The organism is Nostoc sp. FACHB-190, from assembly GCF_014696905.1.
GTDB lineage: Bacteria > Cyanobacteriota > Cyanobacteriia > Cyanobacteriales > Nostocaceae > Nostoc_B.
The window spans coordinates 10,819-32,004 of sequence record NZ_JACJQW010000059.1; the positions used below are offsets into that span (position 1 = coordinate 10,819).

The 21,186-nt window shown below is 45.7% G+C and carries 18 protein-coding genes; all 18 read right to left on the minus strand.

Translation table 11 applies throughout. The annotated features are described in order from the left end of the window. Window positions 1-2: 2 nt before the first annotated feature. Window positions 3-2,126, minus strand: a complete 2,124-nt coding sequence (locus H6G28_RS33335; protein ID WP_190677363.1) for a phage tail protein — start codon at window positions 2,124-2,126, stop codon at window positions 3-5. Beyond that, window positions 2,123-4,864 carry a putative baseplate assembly protein gene (locus H6G28_RS33340; RefSeq protein ID WP_190677365.1) on the minus strand — a complete coding sequence of 914 codons (2,742 nt, stop codon included), beginning with the start codon at window positions 4,862-4,864 and terminating at the stop codon, window positions 2,123-2,125. Before H6G28_RS33340 ends, H6G28_RS33335 begins: the two co-directional genes overlap by 4 nt. Then, entirely contained in the window at window positions 4,861-7,275 is a 2,415-nt protein-coding gene (locus H6G28_RS33345) for a baseplate J/gp47 family protein (RefSeq protein ID WP_190677367.1), read from the minus strand. Before H6G28_RS33345 ends, H6G28_RS33340 begins: the two co-directional genes overlap by 4 nt. Then, window positions 7,272-7,643 carry a GPW/gp25 family protein gene (locus tag H6G28_RS33350; RefSeq protein ID WP_190677370.1) on the minus strand — a complete coding sequence of 124 codons (372 nt, stop codon included), beginning with the start codon at window positions 7,641-7,643 and terminating at the stop codon, window positions 7,272-7,274. The genes H6G28_RS33345 and H6G28_RS33350 overlap by 4 nt, the downstream gene beginning before the upstream one ends. A gap of 2 nt (window positions 7,644-7,645) precedes the next feature. After that, window positions 7,646-7,969: a hypothetical protein gene (locus H6G28_RS33355; protein ID WP_190677371.1), complete on the minus strand. Its 324-nt coding sequence runs from the start codon at window positions 7,967-7,969 to the stop codon at window positions 7,646-7,648. Next, the gene (locus H6G28_RS33360; RefSeq protein WP_190677374.1) at window positions 7,969-8,607 is read right to left on the minus strand and encodes a phage baseplate assembly protein V; all 639 of its coding nucleotides are present in this window, start codon (window positions 8,605-8,607) and stop codon (window positions 7,969-7,971) included. Before H6G28_RS33360 ends, H6G28_RS33355 begins: the two co-directional genes overlap by 1 nt. Then, complete coding sequence (locus tag H6G28_RS33365; RefSeq protein WP_190677377.1) at window positions 8,604-9,743, minus strand: hypothetical protein; 1,140 nt, start codon at window positions 9,741-9,743, stop codon at window positions 8,604-8,606. Before H6G28_RS33365 ends, H6G28_RS33360 begins: the two co-directional genes overlap by 4 nt. 12 nt (window positions 9,744-9,755) lie before the next feature. Further along, a complete protein-coding gene (locus H6G28_RS33370; RefSeq protein WP_190677379.1) occupies window positions 9,756-10,046 on the minus strand; it encodes a LysM peptidoglycan-binding domain-containing protein in 291 nt (96 codons plus the stop codon). Window positions 10,047-10,527: 481 nt separating this feature from the next. Continuing rightward, a complete protein-coding gene (locus H6G28_RS33375) occupies window positions 10,528-11,187 on the minus strand; it encodes a hypothetical protein (protein ID WP_190677381.1) in 660 nt (219 codons plus the stop codon). 183 nt (window positions 11,188-11,370) lie between these two features. Continuing rightward, on the minus strand, window positions 11,371-12,579 hold the full coding sequence (locus H6G28_RS33380; RefSeq protein WP_190677382.1) for an eCIS core domain-containing protein: 1,209 nt from the start codon (window positions 12,577-12,579) through the stop codon (window positions 11,371-11,373). After that, entirely contained in the window at window positions 12,576-12,827 is a 252-nt protein-coding gene (locus tag H6G28_RS33385; RefSeq protein ID WP_190677383.1) for a hypothetical protein, read from the minus strand. The genes H6G28_RS33380 and H6G28_RS33385 overlap by 4 nt, the downstream gene beginning before the upstream one ends. After that, window positions 12,824-14,812: an ATP-binding protein gene (locus H6G28_RS33390; protein WP_190677384.1), complete on the minus strand. Its 1,989-nt coding sequence runs from the start codon at window positions 14,810-14,812 to the stop codon at window positions 12,824-12,826. The genes H6G28_RS33385 and H6G28_RS33390 overlap by 4 nt, the downstream gene beginning before the upstream one ends. Continuing rightward, a complete protein-coding gene (locus H6G28_RS33395) occupies window positions 14,809-15,738 on the minus strand; it encodes a Pvc16 family protein (RefSeq protein WP_190677385.1) in 930 nt (309 codons plus the stop codon). Before H6G28_RS33395 ends, H6G28_RS33390 begins: the two co-directional genes overlap by 4 nt. After that, on the minus strand, window positions 15,735-16,586 hold the full coding sequence (locus H6G28_RS33400; protein ID WP_190677386.1) for a hypothetical protein: 852 nt from the start codon (window positions 16,584-16,586) through the stop codon (window positions 15,735-15,737). Before H6G28_RS33400 ends, H6G28_RS33395 begins: the two co-directional genes overlap by 4 nt. Further along, window positions 16,587-17,321, minus strand: a complete 735-nt coding sequence (locus H6G28_RS33405) for a T4 family baseplate hub assembly chaperone (RefSeq protein WP_190677388.1) — start codon at window positions 17,319-17,321, stop codon at window positions 16,587-16,589. It lies immediately after the preceding gene. Between the two features lie 33 nt (window positions 17,322-17,354). Continuing rightward, complete coding sequence (locus H6G28_RS33410; protein ID WP_190677389.1) at window positions 17,355-17,870, minus strand: phage tail protein; 516 nt, start codon at window positions 17,868-17,870, stop codon at window positions 17,355-17,357. A 9-nt stretch (window positions 17,871-17,879) separates the two neighbouring features. Beyond that, entirely contained in the window at window positions 17,880-19,460 is a 1,581-nt protein-coding gene (locus tag H6G28_RS33415) for a phage tail sheath family protein (protein WP_190677391.1), read from the minus strand. A 1,334-nt stretch (window positions 19,461-20,794) separates the two neighbouring features. After that, window positions 20,795-21,186: WD40 repeat domain-containing protein (locus tag H6G28_RS33420; protein ID WP_190677393.1), on the minus strand; the 392-nt coding region annotated here is incomplete at its 5' end.

Genomic DNA, 21,186 nt, shown 5'->3' on the forward strand with positions numbered 1-21,186 from the left:
CTTCAAGACATATAGAAAATTCCAGCTTCTGAGCCAGCAGGCAAATATTCTTCTAAGCTGAGACGAAGATAAGCGGTGCGTTGAGGTTGGTGAAGCAGATGAAATGCGCCCATCTCGCCGCCATCGTCTGCACCTGTGGCAATTTCTGGCGCACAAGCCAGTGCTAGTTGGGCGTACCCTGGATCGCCATACTGCACAGAGGTGAACAGGGGTTTGATTTGCCGATCGCCATCGCTCCCATCCAGAGGTTGACAGCAGTAACGGCGTGGAGTTTGGGAATCTTTTGGCAGATAGCTGAAGCGGACACTACCCGTTTGGCAATTCTTCACAGTGACGGGTGCTGTAAATATCACATTAGATGCTAGTGTCAGTTCGTGGAGGTTAACTTTACCAAAGATTGTAGTTCGCTCTAAAGTGGTGCGGGGGTGAGATTTTTCGTCTGCGGTGTTGGTAGCGATCGCATAATCTAAATCTGCATTATTACGCAATTTGTTTGTATCTATAGTTGCATCATTTGTAGCTTTTCTCAAGCTAGATACATCCTCTAAAATGCTGTCTATGATGCTGTCTTGTACTGTTAAACTGACAATCTGCTCTGGCAATTGTAAAGCACCGACAATGCTATGAGAGATAAATATTTGCAAACTGGAAATATTCTGTTTTGATTTTTCTACCTGCACTCCACCAATCAAAGTACAGTGAATGATGTTCAGTTTCAACCCTGTTTGAATGCTGACTTTACTATCAATTAGTATTCCATTGAAGGTCAACGCGGCATCGGGATTGTTATCTGCAACCTTGAAAACTAACGGGTTTTTACCACAACTAATGATAGGGCGCATTCCGTTGGCTGCTTGAATCGTCAAGCGACCGGCTTTTTTCAGGATGATTGGTTCAGTGAGTTCATGCACTTGGCTATCAGCGATTTCAATGATGCCAGATGGATTGTTTTGAGTTAAATATTCTCGTAAAGCATCCTGCAACTTTTTCCCATCTTGACTAACGACACAGTACCAGGGAATAGAATCATTCGTTGCTAAAGTTGGCTGGCGGTCATAGGGGCCGCCACCAATGTCACCACTGAAACTGTAGCAGTAGCTAACGTTCACAGCTTGGGTTGGTGGTTCGTTGATCGGGAAAGCTATTCGTCCCAATTTGACATCTACAGCGACTTTACCTGATGCGGGACTTTGCCAGTTACTTAAATCCATACTCACCAGCTGCATCGGTGAGATATTTGAGATGTTGAAACTGCGATTGGGGCCGTAATATTGGCTGTCTGGTGGTTGCTGGTCTGGTCGTGCGTCTTTGTATTGCTGTTGATATGCCTTTAAATCGGCTGCAAATGCTTGTTGAGCGATCGCACCAGGTAAGTTAATTACTTCAGCAAATTGAGTAATTTCGGTTTTGGTTTGGGGTCGATTGAATAAAGTTGTCTGATAGCCAAGGGGGTGAAAGGTATACCCAATAATTTTTTCTCCTGCTGAATCTTTCACAGGGTAAGCGGGACTGTTGGTAATTGGATAACTTTGCAGTCGCCAGACAAACAAGCCTAGATTCGAGATGTTGTATTTGCCGCGCATCGCAGCGAAGGATTGCTCAGATTTTATCCCATCTGGACTGATGCGACGTACATCAACTAAATGAGCGATCGCATCAAACGGCGAATTTAACTGTTCTAAGTTTGCTCGGTGACGGATGTCGATAGTAGTGCCTTTACCCGGACGAATATGATTGATATTTTGGGTAGCACTGAGTAGCTCAAAAAATTCTACTACCTTGGCTCTCCAGCCAGTAACATCAAATGTGATATTTTCTAGAATGGCAGGAGTACCTTTACGACGACGGTAGGCGATTGTATTGGCAACGTATGACCGTTGACTCCACAATAAACTTTTTTCATCATTTAAACCGTCAATTCCCAATAAGTCTGCAATGTAAGGAACTACCCATTCATCACAGGTTTCGATGAACCAGTTTTCATACAGCCCATCAATATCGGCCTCAATTGTTCGCAGTTGGCTTTCCATAACTGCAAGTAAAGCCCGCAACGGTTCTCCCTGCGCCAAATCTCGTTGGCGATAGATAGACGGGAGGAGATGATAAAGACGTTCTAACTGATTCATGAGCCTTTGTTGAGTGTTATGCCTTGAGGATTAATTAGTAATAACTGAGATGGTAAAGCTTGTTTTTTATTTACATTCCAAGAGGCTGTTTTTGCTTTTAGAGATGAAGGAATTGGTTTTGCTTTATTGTCAAATTTTAGGTAAAGAAAATCCAAATTAACTGCTAATACACCCGCGATATTTTGGATAATTTCAAGAACTTCTGAAGCGGCCACTGCTTGTCCAAATTCACGTTTGGCGAAACTAAATGTTTGATTGAGTGTACTTTCTATAATCTGCTTGACACTATTTTCCTGATAACGTGGGTCAATCCATACTGTTGTTTCTATGTTAAAGTACAACTTTTCGTATGATTGAATTTCCACAGCTTGTAATGGATTACTCATATTAGAAACAATTGCTTGTTTCAGGTTGGTAAAAAGTGTTGAATTAGATTCAACTTGTTGACCATCATCAGCAGCAATAGTAATGTGTATTAATTTTGTTTGTCCTGTCCAGAGAATGACAGCTTGAGCTTTGCCAATACCAGCAAAACTTTGAGTAAAGTTTTGAAAGTCTCGTAAAGAAACAATCCGATCTAGTGTGCGGACGGTGCGGGGAGTGTTATCGCGGATATGTAAAGAGGTTTCGCGATCGCCTGCGCCTGTGGCATCATGCAAATTAGTAACATCACGAATTCCTAAAGGTCGGTTTTGCAGCAGTATCAAAGAACCTGCTTTGACTTCTCCAACTTGACCAATACCACTACGATAAGTGGCAATGATATTTTCTTGCCCACTGGGTAAGCGAGAACCATGAATCCCATCACCAAAGATAATGGTAAACTCGCCTCGGTCGTCAATTTGTACAATGTAGCATTGGCTACGGGCATCTTGCTCTTCTAGAGATACAACTTCTTGCCATAGTACATTATTCACATAGACTTGCAAGGTACTTTTGCTACCACTGGCTGTAGCTGCCGAGACATAAGTTAAAGGTGGTTTTTTCAGCTTAAATTTTTGGTTAGCTTGTCCGCCATTACCACTACCAAGGACTTCTTTTTCTACAGTTTCACCGTGTGTGGCTGGGACAACATTGGCATAAATAGTCATACTTGCAGTATCGTAATCATGCTGGAGGTCATAGCTCAATGTAAGAGATTGAGAGTCATCCATACTGCCAACAAAAGCAATTTCGGTATTAGTTTTGTCCTTGATGATGACTGTGCGTCCAGGTTCTAGTGGAGGTATTGACTGCGCTAGTTTAATCAGTGGATTTTGCCGCTTAATTGATGGTAATTCTTGCGGTTTTTTGAACAGTAGTAATTGTTCGCTTTGAATAAAAATAGTAGTTTTACGTAAATCGAACTTTTCTAAACCATTGCTACTTGTAACATTTATTCGGGTAACTTTTCCTGCTAATTCAAAATCTGAGCGGAAAACAGTAGAGCTATTTTCAACTTGATAAAGTTCAGATGATTCATCCTGATTTAACAGCACCCAGCTTCCTGGTAAAACATTTGGATATAAGGCATTCAAGTCAATTTGTGAAGATTGAATGCTAAATTTACTCCATTCCGATATTGCTTTATTGTAAATAAAACCTTGTATGTTATCTAGGTTAGGAATAAAGCCAGAATCAACTGTAATTATTTTTTTATTTTCAGAAATATTAACTACGGTTTTTGATTGATTAGCAACTGTGATAATATCACCTTTGTTAATAGATGTGGTGAAGACTGCATCATTATTTACTCTTATAGTTATGCCAGTGCAATTAATAGTTTCGCTACCAAACTGACTAGGGCTATATTTGCGTTTAATTTCCGGGGATAATTCACTCCAGTCGCGAGCATTATGACCGAAAAGCGATGCTTGCTGTCGAAAGGCGAATACTTGCAGATTATTAGCGGAACTGTGTGTTGCATTTACTAACACTGCTGGTAGTGTTTGTTTTGTGTTATTATTCCAGCGAATCAATGTAAAGTTGTTTTGGGCATCAGTTTCTACAGATTCCAAAGTTAAGAAAAATCTAAATTCACGCTTGGGAGGATTTGCATTGGGATCAGGTGAAACAGGCAAAGGAGCAGTGTTATCACCCCCTGTATCACTGATAATTAAAATGCGATCGCCGGGCTGAAGTCTAGTATTTGTTCCTTGTAAACTTAGTTCAGTTGTGTCTTGATCAAATTTTGGCGTGTCGAATTTTGGGGAAATATCGGGCTTGAGGCTATTCCACTCAACTCGTGTTTTTATCTCTGCAATAGTTTCAAAGGTCTGGGGAAGTTCTCCTGGTGCTTTGGGAATACTCTGCACCCTTGTGCCGACAGGAACTGTAACTTCTTGGGCTGAACCTGGTGCATCTTCGACGGTAAAAGTGAGGTATGTACTAGCAGCAACACCAGGATTGAGTTTATAACCAACTGTACGCGATAATTCTAAAATCGAGCGGTCTTCAGTGGCTGTTCGCAGATATCCTTCGTTAGCAATTCGCTCTTGGTAAAACGTCAGGACATCTCCAACCACTGCCCAAGCATCAAGGAGGGCGATCGCAGGATCATCAAGATGTTGTGTAGTTAGTTTATGTAGGGGATGTTGTGGCTTTTGTGCGTCGGGACTCTGGAGAATTTCTTGGGTTGGTAAACCTGCTAATAGACGTTTAAATAAGGTGGGGTGAGTGCCTATGCGGTAAGCCAAGGCACTTAATCCAGGCGGATTGTAGTTAGCAGGTTGCTCTGAAATGAAATCTGAACTATTCATAAGCCACCCTTTAAGTTAAACTCAATTCTGCCGTTTTCTGGCGCATCTAAGTTATTGTCGAGATGAGCGATTTCCAAAGGCGCGATCGCAATTTTTCCTGTCTCGATTTCGTTTCCTTCAGGCGAACCCCAGCGTTGAAACCGCTTAATTGGCATCTCTACTTGCACAACTCCTGGTAACTCCATTGCTGTTTTGACAATTTGACTTACATAAACTGGTTGACCAAAACTCCAGTTGTCTGGGTGAAAAAAACCACGCCTACCATTGGGCAAGTCTACGTTACTAAAGGTTTCCAATAGCAGCCGTTTGACGCTGCTGGCAAAGTATCCCGGTGCTACTTGCACTGTTAAGGCAATATCTAAAGGGACAAATTGTGGTGCAGTAATTTCTAAGTCATAGCCAGTGAGGCGGTAGGGTGCAATAAATTGCCGCAATGTGGCTTTAAAAGTTTCGTCGATGGGTTGATTTTTCCGACCTTTCACCGCAATAAAGACAGTGTTCCAACTACCAGTCCAACGAATAGTAACTGCGGCTGTTTGCACTAGTGGGTGACGTGCTAAAACTTTTTGGTAGTCCGCCGCCGTAATACAGCGTTGCTGTTGATTCCGAAACACTTCTGGGGCGTACAACCTCACCTGATCAATAGATTCGGGTTCTGTACCTCCCTGTGCTGGTAAGGGATTTCGCACTTGTATAATCTTTTTTCCGATTTCAGCATCGCAGACAATATGTGCGATCGCATCATGGCCGACATTACCCTGTATACCGTTGCCGACTCTATAGTTTGCTATTAATTGATTTTGGCTAGTTGGTTTTCTGCCCCGCACTCCGTCCCCGAAACGCAAATGAGCAATACCATCACTTTCCATTTCCACCACAAAATCATTAGCAAAGCGATCGCTACTCAATAAATCACGTCTCGCCCACCAAATCCTATCAGATTTCTCTTCATGGATCTCGATCATCGGTGTGGCTGCATCAGGGTTTTGGGTCAGGGTTTGATTTGCTGACTGTTCTTTTCCCTTCACCACATCATAAACAACGGCGTGTGTCAAGCCAATGTTTTGCAGTTGTGGGCGATAGCGTCCGGTTTGGGGTACGGGTGGGAGTTTTTCGGCGGTAATTCTTCTGCCATGCTCTGCCAGTACAATATTACCTTGGGCAATGCTCATGTTTTCTAGAGATTGAGTGTCTTGATAAATGGCAATGTCTAAGGGGAATGGTAAAGCGTCTTCAGGATGCCACTCAATTTCAGTAATCTCTTGAGCAAAGAGTGTATCTTGTTGAGGAGTGACTTTAGTTAAGCGTACCGCGTGGCGATGTTTGGGGTCAGGGGCATTACCTGTGGTTTTACTTTGAATTTCCTCCAAAATCAGTACATCCCCTGCCTTTAAGTTGGCTAAATTCCCTTGTAATGTGGCACGGGTAGCCCCTAGAGGCAAGGAAAATTCCCTGGCTCCCCAGGTATAAAAATTAATTTCGTTGAGTTCGTTAAAGAGGGTGAGGGGATAAATTGTTTCAAATATCTGGGTTTGCTGGAATAATAATTTTTCATACTCAGCCGGAGTCATGGCTACTCCTGGGGATGAGTTGGTACTTTTAGTGATTAATTTAGTTCTGGCTGGTAATAATAGCCCTGCTGGGGTAACTTCGTTGACTTGCACTTGCACCCAGACACGAGCATTACAGCCTTCGTGCATGGTGTAGTCAATTAATCTGGTGTGGCGACCGATGGAAATGCGTCGTCTTGCTGTTCCTAGATAAGCTTCTGTTGCTACGGCATCTTGGTAATAACTGAGGCGATCGCCTGCATAGGCTAAAATTTCTACTAAGGTGATGCCTAAATCGGCTGGGTGGCGTTCTTTCCACTGGGGCATGACGACCGATAAACGGTCAAGCATTAACTGGCGAAAACTGCTGTAATCTCTAGCTAGATAATCAATTTCTAAGGTTGAGGGTGGCTCTGGTAAACTGGGGAGCGATCGCAATGGATCGAAAGGACTAGGTTTATCGACTTCTAGGGAGAAACTCGCCTGGGAGAAGAATGGATCGAGGTGCGCTACATTGATTAACTCTAGGGTATAAACTGGGAAGTTTTCTGATGCAGATGTGTCTTGTTGTCTGTCTTGCACCTGTAGGAGTTGGACTTGCAGGATGTTAGGAGGACTAGGAGTGATTACCTGTACCTGTAAGTTAGTTGTGACGTTTGCACCTCTGGTAATGCGAATATTGGCGGCTGTGATTTGGGATAGAGAATTGTACTTAGTCTCTACCCCAGGCAGAAAATAGAGCCTTAACTGTAGGGGATTAGTTTCTACTTGAATATAATCCAGACCAATTTGTTGAGGATGAGAAATAATCCTATCTCTTCGCAAGTTGCGGGAGAAATCATCAAGTTGTATGTCACTCATCCTACTCCACCTCGCTCAAATTGGGCTATTTGGCGTTCTTGATTGCGACGAATGGTATACTGCACAATAACTCGTAAGGTAGATTCTTCACTTGTAACTTGTAAAGCTTCCACTTGAATTAAATCACCCAGCCATTGTTGTAATGCTCCCTGGACAAGAAACTGAGTAGCTGCTGCCATTTCGTCGCTATTGGGAGCAAACACCAACTGCATTAACCCACTGCCAAAGGTAGGGCGGTTGACTCGTTCTCCTGGTATGGTAAATAGCAGTTGCTCAATCATTTGGCGGATATGGTCGTCGGGGGAAGCGTTGGCAATGCGGCGACTGCTGTCATCAATTTGGAATGGATAGGCAATTTCTGTATTCATTGCTACATACCCTTGACTCGAACTTGGGTGGCTGCAATGGTTAATCCCGTACCTGTAGGTGTGCAGACGGCTTGAGAATCTTGTAAAAGGACGGGCATTCCGTTCGCTTTTATTCGTGTCGCCGCCACCACCCAGGAAGCAGTCACGCAGGGTTGGGGTGTCCCAGATGGCAGAGTGTTGGGACAACCTGCGATCGCATAGGTACTCGTCTGCGTGACAATCGGTTCTCCACAGACTTTCACCTGTGGGTTGACAACAATGGGTTGTGCCGAGCCACTATGTAGACATAAAACCGTCGCACCTTGGTGTAATAAAAAACCAGGCATCACATCACCTCCAAAGCACCATTGTTGATGGAAACACTAGCAGGCGAAAGTTTGACGCTGGCAGCACCGTTACTCAGTTCAATATTATCTGAGGAAAGTTTGACTGTTGCTGGTGGGGTGTCTAATTCTACGCCTGATGCCGAAATTTTCACAGTTGCGGGACTGTTGCTCATCTCAATCCCGGAAGTAGCCAGCTTAATAATGGCTGGATTACAGTTAATTTCAATTCCTTGGGTATTACATACTAATTTGAGCGGTACTTGTACTAGGGGAGGCTCAACTGCTAAGGTGAATCCTCCGCCTGGGCCATCGTCAAGGGTCAGGGTAATGCTCTCTGTTTTCCAACCTTTTTTGGTAGCCAGGGCAAACTCGGTAGGAACTTCACCCATTCCCCAAAAACAACCACTCCAAATCGGGTAATCTGGATCACCGCCTTCAAACTCTACCCAAACATTGGCACCAATTGGCGGCAGGACAAAGAAGCCCACGTTCTTCCCTGCATAGGGTACACAAGGCATTGCCCAACTGAAGCGACCACCGCCCAGAACCGAGGGAACGCTCACTTGGATTCTTCCCATCTTTTGGGGATCTACGTTTTGAGTTACCTTTCCCCGATATTTGCCGAAAAATCGTTTCATGGAATGACCACTGGTGTTGTTGTTCCCACCCCTTCGCGAGTCAGGGTGAAGCTTTGTTTGTATTCACCTAATCGCAATTGATGGGTGACATTCTTGACGTAATACAAGCCGTCGTAGGTGCTACCTACACCACGCAAGCCAACCAACCCCCGTGCTTTCAATACCCCGTTGTAGCGTACTACATCCAGTTCTCCAGTTGCTTCCACCACCTGATCCATCGAAGCATCAGTAACCGCCTGGGCGCGAGCCAGCATCTGGGCGTAGGTTAAGCCTGCGGTATTTTTGGGCAGGACTGTGCGGGCTTTGGCAGTTCTCAGCATGGCGGATTGGGTTGCTAGGGGCAACCGTAGGCTAGAGAAGGTTTTGACTGGAAGGCTACGCGCTGTCAGGCTATCTTCTCCCAATCCCGACACAAAGGTGGGGGTCAATGCTTTGTGCTGGATGTTGATGGAGTTGACGTTGGTAGAGGTTCCCAGGTTGACGGAAAGGGCGCGTTGGGGAATGCCTGCACGGGTGGGTGGCCCCCAATAGGCGGTATTGGTGCCGGGAACAGGGCCGGGAGAGATGTAAAATACATAGGCGTACCGCTCCGCCAGTTCTTCCAGGTATTCCAAATCAGTGCCTACCTGCACGGGAACCCGCTCCACGGGGTTGGGAACATCGAGGGAGGCGGGGGGAATTACCGTGGGGATCAATCCGTATTGGGCATAGGTGGCAATGATTTTCGGCACGATCGCAATATCCGGTTGGGCAGGATGAGCGACAATCTTTTCTTCCATGTCCATCATGACGCTGACATCTTCGCCTGTGACTGTGAGCAGGCCAGAGTTGTTGCTGGTGGGGGACAACTGCTGGTGGGTGATGATGCCATCCATCAATACATGGGGAATGGCGTTGACGGTGACGACAACGATGACACGATTGAAAGGACGCAGTAAGGGCAGTTTGAGGATGGGATAGTCGATGGCGGCAAATAGACCAGTGCGATCGGCTTTAAAGGACAACTGAAACCCCGATCGCCCTTCATCGGTTTGGGTAATTTCGATGTTGTCTAAGGCTTGAATCAGGTTGGGGGGAGCCGGAAGTGGCACGGTGGGGCCAATTAAGAGTGAGAGGCGAATACCCTGGAAAAACATAGTAATATTTTCCTAAATTTGGGTCTGGGCAATGTGCAGAGTTCGCCCAATTTCCGCAGTCAGATCAAAGGGATTCATGGCGTTATTGGCATCGCAGATTTGCCAGTATTGTTCGGGGTCGCCCAACAAATCTGCGGCGAGGGTATCCAGGCGATCGCCTTCTTTGACTCGCATCTCCAGCACCCTGGATAAAGTTTCTGCCTGGGGGAGAAAGCGTCGCCGTTTATAAGAGAGATGTCGCCCTTCAGCAGTGATGAGAGTGGCGGTTTCTAATTCGTAGTAGCGACTGGTATGATCGAACATGATTGACCCCTTTGTGGGAAGTTTTTCAGATATGTCTAAATCCGCTTGAATCCTGATTCAAGATTGTTAGTTTGATAGGCGTTTATTATTAGAGGTTGTTTGAAAAGTGGTTAACTGTGATTTTAGGCACTTGTTGATCCCCCCTAGCCCCCCTTAAAAAGGGGGGAGAAGATTCTTAAAATCCCCCTTCTTCAAGGGGAAAGAAAGCTTCTTAAATTCCTTCTTTCTAAGGGGATAAAAATCTTCTAAATTCCTCCCTTTAAAAAGGGAGAGAAAGCTTCTGAAAGTCCCCCTTTTTAAGGGGGATTTAGGGGGATCTAAAACGGTTTACTACAACGAAATCACTTTTCAAACATCCTCTGATTAAATTACCTCGTGAGTTGGTTTGATGTGAGTTAATTGAATGATTTTTACCTGCTTTTTCTACAGTTTATAAATGCCTGGTATTCATTAAACATAAAAACCGGATTTAAATCCACAATCAGCTTAATAACTTAATATTTGTCCCCAATAAATTATTTAAGCTGGTGCCTGTTCCCAATGTTGCCATTGTTTCTTTAACAACCTGATGAGCCAGATATAAATGATAACCGGGATGGGTAATTGGCAAATCGGAATAGGTCAAAACTCGCATTCCTAAAGAGACTTTAGCCCGAATTGGATTCAGGTTTGTGTCATGGGCTTCTTCGGTAATGCTGAAGCTGGTAATGTTTACGGGTAAAATGCGGCGTTGTCCCCAAATAAACAGCGTTAATTTGGGTGGTGGTGGCATAATTTCAATCGTTCCCACAGCCAGCATAATTGTGTTAGCAATTACCATCGAACTGGCAGGATACACTAGCATTTCGAGTGCTGAAAGTTGGGGATAAATGCCCATGTTAACAGCAATATCTTTGCCTTTTTCTAACTGATCCGTGGCATCCATTTCAATATCAATATTGATACTTTCTGCTGCCGCTCCACTCAGCCGTAAACCCACGGTAGAACCTGCCTGATCATTGCCCTGCATTTGTGGTTCCAATGAGCGAGTTAGGGTTTCAGGGTTGTATTGAAACGGAATCACTTTAGGAATTGGATTGGCGATATCGAAACCGATGAGTGCGCCTTTAAATAAACGAGGAGAACCCGGAAAACTGGTCATTAGGCTAGACCTTCTTGAAAGTACTTGACAGACGAAAATAATGAGAAAATGGGAGAATGCACTCTATACCCCAGTCATTTCGGCTGCTAATTGTTCAGTATTCGTAATGATAGGCAAACGTCTAGCTCTGAAATAAATTTCAAATGCATGATGAACCTTCCTGCCCTGATGCCTGAACACGTCTTATTTTGTATTCTTGTTGATGCCGAAGGAGCGTTTTGACTGACTCGCTAAACTTGGTATAATTCTTAAAAATCTATGTATTCCTGTGTTCATTTCCCTATGCTCTGGATTTATTTTCTGCTTCTGGGCTATACATTGTTTTTCCAACTCTTTCTTTAGTTTTTGCTGCCGATCATCGACAGCATCCCATTTTCGATCTCCTTCTACCGATTCTTGCATATCCGGTATTGTGCCGGATAACACATTTCTTACCCAAGTTGGAAATTCCTCGCTATTGGCAGTGCTTACATTATTCATTTGGTGCCTTTGACTATTTTGCCAATTTTGCTCCTCTATTTCTAATTTCTCTTTTTCTGTCGCAACTAACTCTGCCTTTATGTACTCTATTCTTGCTGGGATACTGCTTATTTCTTCTGCTTCCGATTTGCGCTCTTCGGTTTCGACTCGTTGGATTCTTGATCCTATACCCTGTTCTGATCTTTTTAAATCTGCTATTGTATTCCCTTGCCTTGGCTTAATCTTTTGACCACTCTGCTGACACACATGGGTCAACTCATGAGCAATCAGCTTCAAGCCTTCACTACTCGCTGGGTTATACTCCTTAGGTCGGAAGAAAATATCCTGATCTATAGTAAAAGCTTTTGCTTGAAGTGATTGATTGAGTTGCTCGGATTGCTCATCTTTGTGAACATTAACACTGCTAAAGTCCGCCCCTATTGAACTCTCCATTGATTCCCTGATTCTGTCGGGAAGTCGCTGTCCTTTACCCACACTTTTCCTTATTGTTAAATCCATTGCTTGTTCAGCCGATCTTTTCTCTCCTTTATACTCATGTAGCTGGCTTCCTTCTGTATTTCCTAATCTGCTTTTTTGGGTAGCTGGTATATTTTTCTGACACATCACCTGCTCTGCAACCCGATCAGCTTCCTGCTCATACTTGTCATTCGGTTGACCAATCGTAAGTTTTGCCTGAATTGGCAGTTTACTTGTTAAACTATGAGTTCTATTTCGTTGATTATTTTCAGGAAGTTTCGCAGAAATTGGTATATTGGCAAGATTGTAGCCGTCAGGATGTAAAGCAGAGTTCTCTAGCTCAGTTTCAGAAGAAAAGTCTGATAAAACATCAGGAGATTTGTGACTGGATACGGGTAAATACGATCGCCCTCCCACTCCACTGTCCGTCTTCTTCGCTGGCACCTGTGTCTTCATTGCCCCATCCCTCCATAAATCGCCTGCGCCACCTGAGAACCGATCGCCTCTACTCCCATTCCTGCTTTGACATTAAACGAACCACTCTGCAACTGCTGAATCTCGTGACTGCGCGAAAGTGAAGCAGGAATACCTTGTTCTGTGAGTAAACGAGTCAATTCTTGTTCAATAGCCTGTTGAATTCGCCCCCGATCCTTCTGGGCAAACCCATGTAACACTAACTCCTCAATCTGCAACTCAATATTCATTTCACCCATCCCCGAATCTCTCCATCCGTCAACGATTTCTCCAACTTGGCATATTCCCGCTTTGCTGCTTGCAACACATGACTCATCTGCACCGCCTCCTTTGCCTCCGCCGCTAAAAACGCCGCATTCATCGCAATATTGCGAATATTGCCCCCCGCCACATTCAACTGCGCCAACTTCTCCACCTCCAACCCCTCCGTCGGCGTTGCTGCTGGGAAAATATGTCGCCAAATCTCCACCCGCTCCGGCAAATCCGGGAAGGGAAACTGCACAATAAACCGAATCCGCCGCAGAAATGCCTGATCCAGCGCATCCTTCAAATTTGTTGTCAAAATCGCCAAACCCCGATAGGCTTCCATTCGCTGTAACAAATAGCTCACCTCAATATTGGCATGGCGATCGCGGCTATCTTTTACCTCACTGCGCTTACCAAACAGGGCATCCGCTTCATCAAACAGCAAAATCACTCCACTCGATTCCGCCGCATCAAACACCCGCCGCAAATTCTTCTCCGTCTCGCCAATGTACTTGCTCACCACCGACGACAAATCAATCCGGTACAAATCCAGCCGCAACTCCCGCCCCAGCACCTCTGCCGCCATCGTCTTGCCTGTGCCACTGCTGCCAGCAAACAGCGCACTGATGCCCAATCCCCGATTCCCCTTCGTCCGAAAGCCCCAGGTATCATAAACCTGCGATCGCTGGCGCACATGCACCGCAATATCCCGTAAAACTTGCCGTTGGGCTTCTGGTAATACCAGTTCCTCCCAGGTAGCCGCAGGCTCAATGCGCTGCGCCAGTTCTTCCAATCGGGGGCGGGATTGCAGGCGGCAAATGTCCCAAAGTTGGCTGGAAAGGGGAGAGGGGGAGGATGGGGGAGAACTGGCGGCGATACAGGCGGCAGCGATCGCACTACTGCTCAAATCAAATTGAGCCACTAAAGCCTCGACCTGTCCATTCACCTCTGTCTGACGCTCTCCCAGAGCCGCTTTCCAGATAGCTTGTTGTTCAGTGGGAGTGGGTTTGCTGACTTCGATTGTCAGGTTGGGACGCTGGGGCAACCGACGGCGATCGCGACTGCTCACCAACACAATACCAGCAATTTCTTCCAACAGTTGATGCAGGGCGCTTTCCTGGGCAACGTCATCGCGATACCCACTATCACAATCCACCAGCAAAGCGCGATCGCTCAGGATGACTTCCCTTTGCCACAAACGCAAGAATGTTTCTAACTCCCGCCGCTCCTGGGGAATGGCTTGAGCCGAGAGCCGATACAAATTCAAATCTACCTGTTCGCAAGCTGTAGCCGCGATCGCCCATTTTGCGGTTACTTCTTCCCCACACAACTGCACAATCGGCAACACTCCCCGCTCGGAACCTTCAACCCAGGTGGTTGATAACTGATCGGCGATCGCTTCATAGGAAGGCAGCAATGCTCCGCGATTTACCACAGGTTTCATCAACACACTCAACTCTCGATCCAGGTGGGGCATTCCCATTAAATACAGCAATGCCCAACGGCTGAGTCGTAATGGACTCAAGGTGAAAACTCGGCTCTCCTCCACTTCAATTAATCGCCAGTGCAGCAGGGGAGAAGAAGGAGCGATCGCACTCAAATGAGCATCTGGAAACACCGTCAACGCCAGACTAAAGGTCGGATAAGCCTGCTGTTCTCGTCCCTGAATTGTGGCACACAAACGAGGGAAAGCCGCATCCAGTTCCATCCCGGCACACAACAGCAAAACATCTCGCTCAAAGTCAGATAAATCAAATGTGTTGCAAACAACTTCTAAGGACGGGGGTTCAGTCATTGCCGCCGCAATCAAAGTTAATCGCTGCTGTGAATCGTCAGCAGTATCCTGGGATACTTCAGCCCCTTCCTGATCTTGAACAAACTGTTCCAATTTCTGCCGCACAACTGCCAATGCAGCTACAAGATACTGGTGGTTAGCAGATTGCCAGCGATCGCCTGCAACAAGGTTCATGGGGTGACACCTCCAGCAGCGCGGACAATAAACCTTGCCAGATTGGAACGAATGCCATTTTGGTAAACAATCTGCAAGGTTTTCACCCCTTCCTCTGTAACGTCAGGTAACGTCAGGATGATTTCAGTGTTGTGAATGTTTTCTACGTTAATTTGCTGATCCTGCAACTGAATAAAGCTGATTTCTCCCTGGGCGAAGTTCTGCCCTTGAATCAGCAACCGACTACCTGGGGTAATGGGTTCCCCGGCTCCCGCTTGTGAGCGAATTTGTGTAATGGTTGGTGGTGAAGCGGGGACAGTGGGAGGCGTGGCACTCACTGTAATGCTGCGATCGCTCACAGGCAAACTCACGACTGGTTCATCATCGGGTTCAATGAGAACAACTGTCCCTTGGTAAGCTGTTGACAATACATACTGTGTCTGGAAAAAGATTGACCAGATTTTAGATAACTCTTCCAATGACAGCGACACAGGTGAGAACTTGACAAATTCCGGTTGTTCTGCTAAGTCTGATCCTTGTAAAATAGCTGCGTTATCTGCTACCGTATCCTGAATCAGCTGCCGTGGCAAAAACGGTTTAGTATGCAGGGTTTTCATCACTAACCCCATCAATCTTTCAGGCAATAGTTTGGTTTTATCCCCGTAAAAGCTGAGGAGATAGTGAAGATCAAGTGCCAATTGTGGACGTTGGCTCAAAGAACCATCGGCGCGACGAGTCGGCAAATCGGCGTTGCGCCAGCCCGAATTGGGAGTGACCTGATAAAGGAAAATGTTCACTCTGCCATCATTACTAGTAGCCGCATCTTTGGGGTCTGGTTGCCCTACCGTAATCGTTGTTGAAGTCCCTGGAACTTTGCCCGTCACGGCATTTTCGAGGACACGTTTCAGGGTTGCGGTCACAGTGGCGATCGCCAAATGATTACTCATGGCTTCCTCCCCCGTTGCTGCAAATAAGTATCCAGCGACACTGCCGGACGAGAACGGACTGGAGTGGCTTTAGGTGCAGGTGGGGTTGGCATGATTGCCCGGACTTCAACCCTGCCGATACTAACGCGAATCGTGGGAGGTGCTGCTGGCTCGGTTGCAACCTGTGGCAATGGAGATGATACAGCAGATTGAGCCAGTGGAACTTGGTGAGTTGCTATTGTACCGCTTGGTTTGCTTATGGGAACTGTTGCCCTGTCAGCAACAATTTCAGGTGCGTTTGCTAATTCACCGTCCATGACCAGCGAAGGATTTTCGCCCAGAATTTGCTCACGGGGTTTTAAAACTCGAAAAGGTTCTAGAGAAACTTCCTGATTCGGTGGTTCCGCAATGGATTGACTAGGCGCGATCGCCTGTGTCATCGGGGAATTGAACTCACCCGCTTTGAAAACTTGAAAAGGTTCTAGAGCAGCTTTCTGATTCGGTGGTTCCGCAATGAATTGACTAGGCGCGATCGCCTGTGTTATCGGGGGAATAACTTGTTTCAGGTTTGATGACTGTATGGACTGGTTTAGCAGTGACGGTGTTGTAAGGGGATTTTGTTGTGCTTGTCCTGGAACCTGATTATTAGCTAAGTCAGGTTGAACAGAGGTAATATTCTGGGGAGAAGGCTCCCCGACGGATGGATTAGCATTGACTGGAGTGGGAGAATTTTCCACCTCACGATGCCATTGCAGATTGACTTCATCTATAATCGCAGGTGCAGAACTAAATCTGGGCGCGATCGCAGGTTGCACCACGGGACTTACACCCAGGCTGCGCTCTACTAATCGAGAAAAGAAATCTGCCATTTACATCACCATGTCCAGATAAAACTGCCGTCGGGTAGCAGTCATGGATAAAATCTCTGCCTCGTGCCAACCATAGGCTTTAGCTAGAGTATGAACTTCTTGCAGTAATCGCTTGGCTAAAGCATCGAGTTCTGCCCAGAAAAACGCAACGATATCAAATATTGCCTGCCAGCGATGCTGACAGTTTGGGCAATCCAGATCCAGCAATATCTCAGCCTGCGGATCGCAGTTGCCTATGTGCTGGGCTAATTGCTCGATTATCTCAGACGGTAGGGCTTCCCAAGAAACGGGAGTGCCAGCTTGACTGATTTGTAAAACACAACGCTCGATTAAAGAGCAGTATGCTTCCTCAATCGTTTGAGCTGCTGTTAAGATTGCCAAATCATGACTATTGGGTAAACGAAACTGACACTCAAATCCTGCAATTTGAATTGTTTTGTTTTCGTATGAACTACCCAATGATTCATTAATATAGATGTCTGAGATATTCAACGCAAACTCCAAGCGATCGCCACAGTTGGGACAGGTCGTCACACTATGGAGTTGAGAACCCATAGTCATCTGTCGCAATAACAGCAAACGGCGATCGCGCTGCCCCACACTGAGCATTGCCAACTGCTGCTGAGATTGATCAGGGTAGGCGAATGATAACAGCAATACTGCCCGTTCTAGCGGGTGCAGCTGCTGTCCTAACTCCCAAACTGTAATTACATCGCTGGCAGTAAATGGGCGCATTCGTTAGCTCTCCCAAAATAATTAAACAGCAGGCTAGGCAAGGCTTGGTTCACTCGGTTCTGCTACTTCATAATCTCGCTCCCAGCCTTCGTTTTCTAGTTTGAGAGTTTGAATGGCGATCGCATTGGCATTGGCATCTAGTTCAGGTAATGCTTGGTATTCAGAAACCCAGCAACGATAAACTTTGTAGGCAATAGCCAACTGTCCAGCTTCGTTATAAACTTCGATAATGATATCTTTGCGGAAATCTTTGAGAGAAACTTCTGCACCCAAGCCAGAACCGTAATTCCAAACTTTATTCGCCCATTTTTCAAACTCTGTATCGTGAGTCACCCCCCGTTCCAGAGTAATGGCTTCGTAGGTGCTGCGTCCTGGCGAGAGGCGATCGCTACTCGGATCGCCGCCTTCACGGTGCTTGACAACTTCCGTCGTCCGCTTCAAACTACCAACTTTACTCACACCTGCGACATATCGACCATCCCACTTCACGCGAAACTTAAAGTTTTTGTAGGGGTCAAACCGTTGTGGATTAACGCTAAACTGTGCCATTGCGCCTCACTATGCTTGAATTTGTCCGGCAATTTGCTGTAGTTGAATAATGACGAACTCAGCTGGCTTGAGTGGTGCAAAGCCAACGACGATTTTCACAATCCCCAAATTGATGTCATTTTGCGTGGTTGTTTCGCGATCGCACTTCACAAAATAAGCTTCTCTGGGTGACTTACCTTGAAAAGCACCTTGGCGGAATAAGTTGTGCATGAAAGCCCCCAGATTCAAGCGGATTTGCGCCCATAGAGGCTCATCATTCGGTTCAAACACTACCCATTGCGTACCACGATAAAGACTTTCTTCGATATACAAAGCCAAACGTCTGACGGGAATATACTTCCATTCCGAAGCCAGGCGATCGTTTCCTTGCAGAGTGCGTGCGCCCCAAATTACCCGACCCGCCGCAGGTAAGGTACGCAAACAATTAATCCCCAAGGGATTCAACTCGCCATTTTCTGCATCTGTGAGAGATACGCTTAATTGGGGTACGCCAACTAAAGTCGCCTCTAAACCAGCCGGTGCTTTCCATACCCCGCGCTGTGCATCCGTCCGCGCAAAGATACCCGCCACTGCACCGCAAGGGGCAAACTCTTCTATTTGATTGTTCCGTAAGGGGTTAGGCTGCTTCAGACGCGGGAAAAAGATGGCTGCATGATTACTGTTTGTACCAATGCTGTCAATCCCAGATTTAGCAGTATCTTTTGTCTGCCAACTCTTGGGCGAGTCAACAATCAAGAATGCCCGATGGTCTTCACAAAATTTAGCTGCTGACGCAATCAAATCCGATTCAATATCTACATCAGGTTGGTACGGCGGGATGCAGAGGAGATTAAACAAATCGGCTTTCTTGAGCGCATAAAGCCCTTCCTTATTATTTTCTGCTCCATCTGGTGTGAAGTCAGCCTTAGCCAAAGGTAAACCATCTGAAGCTTGATCAGCATCTGCTACTTTAGATGATTCGTCGGCATTGCTGTGAGCAGTAGGAACTGTAGATGGTAGGGATTCTCCCCCCCGAACTAACTGAGATTCATTCGCCAATACTTTATCTACTCTGCGGGGACTATCCTGAACAGTAAGATTGCGAAATCTTTCAGTTACCCCAGTTTTTGTATCTTTAACGGTCAGGTTGAATAAGTCTGCTTGGTTCACGCCCAAAAGCTGTTGAGCCTCTTTATCTTTCGGCACATCGTGATCAATGCGGGCTTGTAAATAGTTCCCCCAACTACCTGGATCAACTGCCTCTAGCGTCAATCCTTTGACTGTCAGCTTGGCTGTATGTGGTTTAGCAGATTCAGGCGGCGTAGCTTCTGGCTTTCCTGAATCTTTGTGGTACAGTCGCACAATGATTGCTTGGCTACCGCCGTTTAAGTAGAAGTCACGCACAGCATAGCTCAGGGTGCTTTCTATCCACAGTCCGCCAAAAATTCGCTCAAAGTCACCAAAGCTGTTGATAGTAACAGGTTCGTTGACTGGCCCACGCAAAGCCCGACCAATAAAAGCAGTAACAGAAGTAGCTACACCTGTAATAGTTCTTACACCACTAGGAATTTCTTCAATATAAACTCCTGGGTAAGTGGGTGTGATAGGCATTAGAAGTTCCTCTGGCAATGATTCTTCGTAGCCAATATTTAAAAGTCTAAATTTAAAGACTTGTTTGGCTTAATTCAGCCGTTTTTTAAACATACCATTCTTTCTTTTAAATGCACTAATTACGTAAAATTAGTTAGCAAAATAGTCTGAATTTATATACTTTGACCAAAAATAATTATTCACAATAATTACAGCAATTACTTTGTTTAATAAAGTCATAAAAGTTCACTGAAATTAGCTGTGCATGAGTATTAAGTAATGAGTAATAAGTAAATTTTTTGCTGTACCTCATACCATTTCACTCTAAACATGATACAGATAGGCAAGCAGCGCCTCGACTCCACTCGGCGACCGGAAACAAAGGTGTAGAGGAAGTGATTTGTATCAGTAATTTCGTGAATTGGTATCAGAACCATCAAATCTACTATATAGGACTCATATTTGATTTCTGAAAAAAAAAGAATTACTAAAAATCTTGTGGTATCGTTATTATTTATTTTTACTTTTGCCTTTTTACTTTTACCTTTTTACTTTTACCTTTTTACTTTTACCTTTTTACTTTTACCTTTTTACTTTTACCTTTTTACTTTTGCCTTGTTGTACTAGCCTCTTTTCTCCATATACTTCAGGACTTACGCATCAAAATTTTTTGTGGGGATTGGGTGTGAGGGTGAAAGGGTATGGGGTGTAAGGGTTTTGGATACTTACACCCTCATACCAATTTAATGTGAAGTTGCACATATCTTGATCCCCCTAAATCCCCCTTTTTAAGGGGGACTTTGATGGATGTTTTTCTGGTTCCCCCCTTTTTAAGCTACGGTGTACACACAAGTCTTGAAATCCTACCTATCGTTTGGTTTCGTCGTCTAGCTTTCAGTTTTGCGATCGCTCTGAAAGCCTGTCATTGCGTACCCCTGCGGGGAAGCAAGCTACGCGTAGCGTCTCGCTCCAGAGGAACGACGTTCACGAAGTGTTCCCGAAGGGTAGCAATCGCCAAAACTACGGGATTATGCGATTACTTCGCTCCGTTATCACTGCGCTCGTAATGACAATTTAAGGGGTCTATAACGCCTGAAACCCTTGCAGATAGTACTTGTGTGTACACCGTAGCTTTTTAAGGGGATGCTCAAGGGGATCTGATTCTATGCAGCTTTATAAAAAATTGGTATTACACCCTCATACCCCTGCACCTATATCTCTATTTTCCTTTTCCCCCATACCCATAAACCCCTACTTTCCCTACACCCCCACACCCTTAAACCCCCGCTCACTGAGCGCAGTCGAAGTTGGTCACTGAGCGCAGTCGAAGTTGGTCACTGAGCGCAGTCGAAGTGCTAATTCCCACTCTGACAAACTCCCCTATCACCCTCACTCAAATTCGGCGCATAAATTAAATAGTTACGCAACCATCCACAACCCCGCGCTAGTAATTGTTCTAAACTTTCTACCTGCCAAGCATAAATCAACACACCCCGCCCCGTCTTGTCTCTTGAGGCGGTGAGGATGCGCTGCCCATCGGGGCTGAAACTGGCACTGTAGACCGAATTCTCATGCCCCTGGAACTTGGCAATTTCCCTGCCCTGTAAGTCCCACAACCGCGCTGTGTTGTCAGATGAGGCGGTGAGGATGCGCTGCCCATCGGGGCTGAAACTGGCACTGATGACCGAATTCTCATGCCCCTGGAACTTGGCAATTTCCCTGCCCTGTAAGTCCCACAACCGCGCTG